This is a genomic window from Paenibacillus sp. 01T422, from assembly GCF_056398785.1.
Genome location: NZ_JBFTQB010000420.1, coordinates 1 through 5,335, shown reverse-complemented (window position 1 = coordinate 5,335; position 5,335 = coordinate 1). Strand labels below are relative to the sequence as shown.

Genomic DNA, 5,335 nt, shown 5'->3' with positions numbered 1-5,335 from the left:
GGAAAGATGCTTGATGATGAAAACCATACAAGGAAAAATGTTCGCAGCTTTTGGCTTAACCATTCTCTTCTCGATTCTTGTAATCGCATACAGTTCGTATTATAGCTCAACGAGAGTGATTGAAAGGAATGCAACTACCTACATTTCAGATCGGATTCAGGGGGCAAATGCTAATCTGCAATCGATGGTGGAGGAGACGGACAATATTGCAAAATCGATTGTGATACGCGATTTAATCCACCAAAGTTTGCTCAGCCATACCGAAGCACCGTCGCTGGAATGGTTCCAGGAGAAGAAAGTGGTGGAAGATTTCCTCGCGTCGATGGCTGCATTCAAAAATTATGTGCGTCAAATTACTGTTGTCGGACAAGGTGATGTTGTTTTCTATACAGGCTACCGCGCAGGTAATTCTGAATTCATTGCTTCGCTTTGGCAAGATCCGATGATTCGCGAGAATCGCAGGCATCTAATTTTTGATCCATTAGGAAATGGCCGAATTATGCTGGTGCGCCCCGTGTTATCAAGCGGCAGTTTGATCGGCTTGTGCATCATCGATTTTGATCTAAATCTGATCAGGCAAGTCTATGAGATCGAACCATTAGCCGGGACGATTGTTGACGTGGTCGATGAAAATGGTAGTATTCTTTACGATTCAAGAAGCGAACGTATCGGCAGCAGACTGGAAGATCAGCAAATGCTGGCCCTTGCCTCAGATGTCGATCCTGGCAAGTGGAAAAGCAGCAAACTGAAGATGGACAATCAATCGTATTTGGCTGTCTCTACACGTTCCACATATACGGGTTGGACCACGATTACGATGGTGCCTCTTTCTGTCTTATTAAGCGAGGCCAAAGGGATCGGCAGCCAAATCTTGACCATGACGGCCGTAGTTTTGGCGATTGTGCTTTTGGTATCCATTTTTCTCTCCAAGCAAATGACCAAAAATATTAAACGCCTGCACAGTGCCATGAAGCTTGTTCGCGAAGGGCATATGAATGCAAGACCGCGCATCAATAACGATGATGAAATCGGCCAACTCAGTGAGATGTTTGTCTCTATGATGGATCACCTTCAAGAACTGCTTAAGAAAGTCAGGATTCAGGAAAAGGAGAAACGTGAAGCTGAATACAAGGCGCTTCAAGCGCAGATTAAGCCGCATTTTCTGTATAATACGCTGAATACAATCAAGTATTTGGCTCGGATTCAGCATGCCACCAATATCGAAGACATTTCCGGATCCTTGATTGAGCTCATGCGCTTTGCCATTGATCCGAAGCGGGAAATGATTACTGTCCATGAGGAGCTGGAACAAGTTGACCGATATGTGCGTATACAGCGGTACAAGTTTTTAGACCGAATTGCGGTGGTAGTCAAGGTGGAAGACGAGGTGCTTGACTGTCTGATTCCTAAACTAATCGTGCAACCGCTTGTGGAAAATGCGATGAATCATGGACTTGGCACAACGGATCGGGAAGGCACCGTTTCCATTCGCATTTATGGTGATGGACCTTCCAGACTCAAACTAATTGTGACAGACGATGGCGTCGGCATTCCTGGTGGCATGCTCGAGCAAATATTCGACGAGGGTAATGACACGAGTGGGTTCTCGCGATCGGGCAGCATCGGTCTGAGCAACATCAGCGAACGACTTAAGCTTGCTTATGGCGAGCCGTATGGACTACAAATCTACAGTCAGAAGGACATCTTCACAACTGTTGAACTAACAATACCTCAAGTGAGAAGGAGGCAGGAAGATGCTGCTCAAAGTTATCTCGGTTGACGACGAGTTACTCGTTCGCAATCATTTGCGCTCACTTATTAATTGGGAGAACTTAGGTTTTACGTTTTGCGGAGAAGCCTGTGACGGAAATGAGGGGCTTCAGCTTATTTCCATGATTGAGCCACATTTGGCGATTGTAGATATGCACATGCCTGGCATGGGAGGGGTCGAACTTGTCAGGCAAATGGCAGAGCTCTATCCACAAGTACGAATTATTGCGCTTAGTAGCTATGATTCGTATGATTTCGTTCGCGGATCGCTCCACTACGGGGCAATAGATTACTTGCTGAAGCATTCACTGTCGCCTGCGACGCTTATTCCGGTTCTGAGTATCGTGAAGGAGAAGGTTCACGAAGAGCTGGCGAAACAAACCGCACGTGAACGAGAGAGGCTGAAATGGGAGACGGCAAGCCCTGCTGTCAGTCAGAGTTACCTGAAAGAACTGCTGATCGGCTCCGGTACGTCGGAAGAGCGACGCCACTATGTGGAGCATTTCCAGGACATGCCCTATGGACGGGACGAACAGCTCCATGTCTTGTTTCTGATGAAGCTGATTCACGTCGACTCGCTTTCTTTACGCATGAATGAACAGGAATTTACACGCTATATGCGCTCAATTACCGATATGGCAATGCAAATTGTTGGAGATTCGGGATGTGCCGTTTACTTGGAAAAAGGGGCGTTCGGCGTGCTGTTTTCGCTTGAGAACGAACGAAGCGAATATGCGATGCAGCAGCGTATTGAAGCGAAAAAATCTCGATTGAATAAATCGCTTGAGCTTTACTTTAGCGCAGCTGGCCTTGTCGTTAGTTCTCCCATGTTTGACAGGCTAGCATCAATTGCTGATTGTTATGCACAATTACGAAACCAGATCGACCAACTTCAAGGCTATAAGCCGAATGCTGACAACCGTGCAGGGAGTCAAGTGTCTTTCGTTACCCTGAACCAAGAGAAGGAACTATTAGCCGCTGCTGAAGCCTGTGATGCAGAGGCAGCCTCGCGGATCATTCGTGACATCGCAACAACATGTGCTGCGAGCATACCGGCCTTGCCGCAAAGAGTTGACAGCACCAGCGCGGAATTGTTCCAGCTCGCCGTGAAAATTGCACAAAAGGCGGGTATTGATGCGGAATGGATTTTTCAGGAAATGAAAGCAGGATTGCCCGTTCTACCCAATGAACAAGCGTTTGAACACAATTTGATCGAGCTATATGTGAGGTTAATTGAGGAGCTTCGCGTGCAATCTACTTCAGCGCGTTACACCAGATATGTCGCACAGGCGGTAAGAATCATTCAACAATTCTACAGTACCGGTATTACGCTGGAGGAAACCGCTGAGCAGCTGCGCATTACACCGTCTTACCTAAGCAGGCTTTTTAAGGAAGAGACAGGGACCACATTTACGGAATATATGACGGCGTATCGAATTGATCGAAGCGCTCAATTAATTCGGACAGGGGCGAATTCGATTAAGGAGATTTACCAACAGGTCGGCTTTAACAATTACAGTTATTTTATTAAGCTGTTCAAAGAGCATATGGGGGAAACGCCTCATGTATATGCCAATAAGCATAATAAGTAAACTGCAAACATTTGACGTTTATTATAAATATGTCGTACGCCGCAGTTTCCCGTAACAACCTATAATAATTGTAATGTTGCAGCAACACATAAACATATAGGGGGTTGAATGACTATGGGTAAAATGAAACCGTTAACAAATCTTTGTATCGGGGCGACGGCTTTTCTCGTACTGCTCAGCGGATGCACAACCGCAGATAAAACAACCAATGAGGAGACAAAAGCAAAGGATGAACAAGCTGTTAGCTCTGTATTGAATCCTACAGGATTCCCAATCGTCAAATCGGAAGTATCGATGCGCGTTTTCGGTTGCAAAGATCCGAATCAGGCTGCTTGGAAAGATGTGCTGGTGCTCAAGGAGTATGAGAAAAAAAGTGGTATCAAGATGAACTACGAGGAGACACCATCGCAGGGTTGTGACGAGAAAAGGAATCTGCTATTCGCTTCCAACGAATTACCAGATGTATTCCTAAGAGCGAATCTAAGCAATACGGACATTTCCAAGTACGGCATGCAGGAGCAAATGTTGATTCCTCTGGAGGGTTTGATCGATAAGCACGCTCCGAATCTGAAGAAGCTGTTCGAGCAATACCCGGATGCCAAAAAGTCGATTACAGCAACAGACGGCCACATCTATTCACTTCCTGTGATCCGGCTTCAGGCTGCTGGACGGGGAGATAAGGTCTGGATTAATCAGGAATGGCTGCAGAAGCTGAACTTGAAAGCACCAACAAATGTGGATGAACTGTTTACTGTTCTGCGTGCATTCCGTGATCAAGATCCTAATGGCAATGGTAAAAAGGATGAAATTCCACTTGGCTTACGTGATCCAGGCATGATCTTCACGACCTTTGCCGGTTCCTTTGGATTGGACCATCAACTTGGCGCCAACGCGAATATTGATGGAAATAAAGTAAAGCTCTGGATCGCAGACGACCGATACAAGGAGCTTCTGCAGTTCCTTAACAAGTTGTATACCGAAAAATTGCTTTATCCCGATTTCTTTGCGGCTGATCTTCCGAAATGGCGGAGCAACTTGTCTCAGGCGCTGTACGGGATGTTCTTCATCTACGCATCCGACCCTTTCACGAAAGTTGAAAATCAATTCAGCGGAATGGCCCCTATTAAAGGGCCGCACGGGGATCAACTGCTTAGCACAGGCAGCCCACTAGCTTCGCCAATCGGCACCTTCGCTGTCACAAGAATTAACAAGAATCCTGAAGCGGCTGTTCGCTGGGTAGATTATTTCTTCAGTGAGGAAGGCAGTCGATTCTTCAACTATGGGGTGGAAGGCCAATCTTATTCCATGCAAAATGGCAAACCGGTACTGGCTGACAGCATCAAGAACGACCCACGGGGAATGATGGCGGCGCTGGGGCAAGTCAATCTCGTGCCAGGGGGCGGTTTTCCGACCATTATTGTAGACGATATTGTTTTGAGCGATAAAACAAAGGAAGTATCCGCTGCTTCGGAAACGTTTACTTCCAAAGTGATGTACGGCGCACCGATATTCAGCAAAGAGGCTACTGAGAAAGTTGTACCGATTAAAGCCGATCTCGATAAATACGTGCAGGAATCCGCGATCAAATTCATTCTAGGCGAGACCAGCTTTGACAAATGGAACGAATACACCGCCACGTTGAAGAAAATGAAGGTCGATGAGCTTGAGCAAGCGTATCAAGCCGCCTTCGATGCGATGAGCAAATAGTGATCGCGTAAAATATCGTGCTTCTCGGACCCGGAGAACATCCGAACTCAGATGGTCCGAGGATGCACCAGCGAGGGGGGGGACTTAGATGAACACAACCATAATTCCGCAGACTCTGCAACCTAATCAGCGCCGAAAGCTGTGGAAACGCATTGTAATCAAATACGAGTTCTATATCRTGTTAGCCATTCCGTTCATTTGGTACATTGTTTTCAAGTACGTCCCTATGTATGGAATTCAAATTGCCTTCAAAGACTTCTCTGCCA

General features: G+C 46.5%; 3 protein-coding genes. All 3 read left to right on the top strand.

All coding sequences use genetic code 11. From position 1 onward, the window contains the following. A partial coding sequence (locus AC1DUA_RS21865; protein WP_477501783.1) for a sensor histidine kinase occupies positions 1 to 1,780 on the top strand: 1,780 nt, incomplete at its 5' end. Next, positions 1,755 to 3,362: a response regulator transcription factor gene (locus AC1DUA_RS21860; RefSeq protein ID WP_477501782.1), complete on the top strand. Its 1,608-nt coding sequence runs from the start codon at positions 1,755 to 1,757 to the stop codon at positions 3,360 to 3,362. The genes AC1DUA_RS21865 and AC1DUA_RS21860, both read left to right, overlap by 26 nt. A 114-nt stretch (positions 3,363 to 3,476) precedes the next feature. Further along, the gene (locus AC1DUA_RS21855) at positions 3,477 to 5,069 is read left to right on the top strand and encodes an extracellular solute-binding protein (protein ID WP_477501781.1); all 1,593 of its coding nucleotides are present in this window, start codon (positions 3,477 to 3,479) and stop codon (positions 5,067 to 5,069) included. Positions 5,070 to 5,335: the final 266 nt, after the last annotated feature.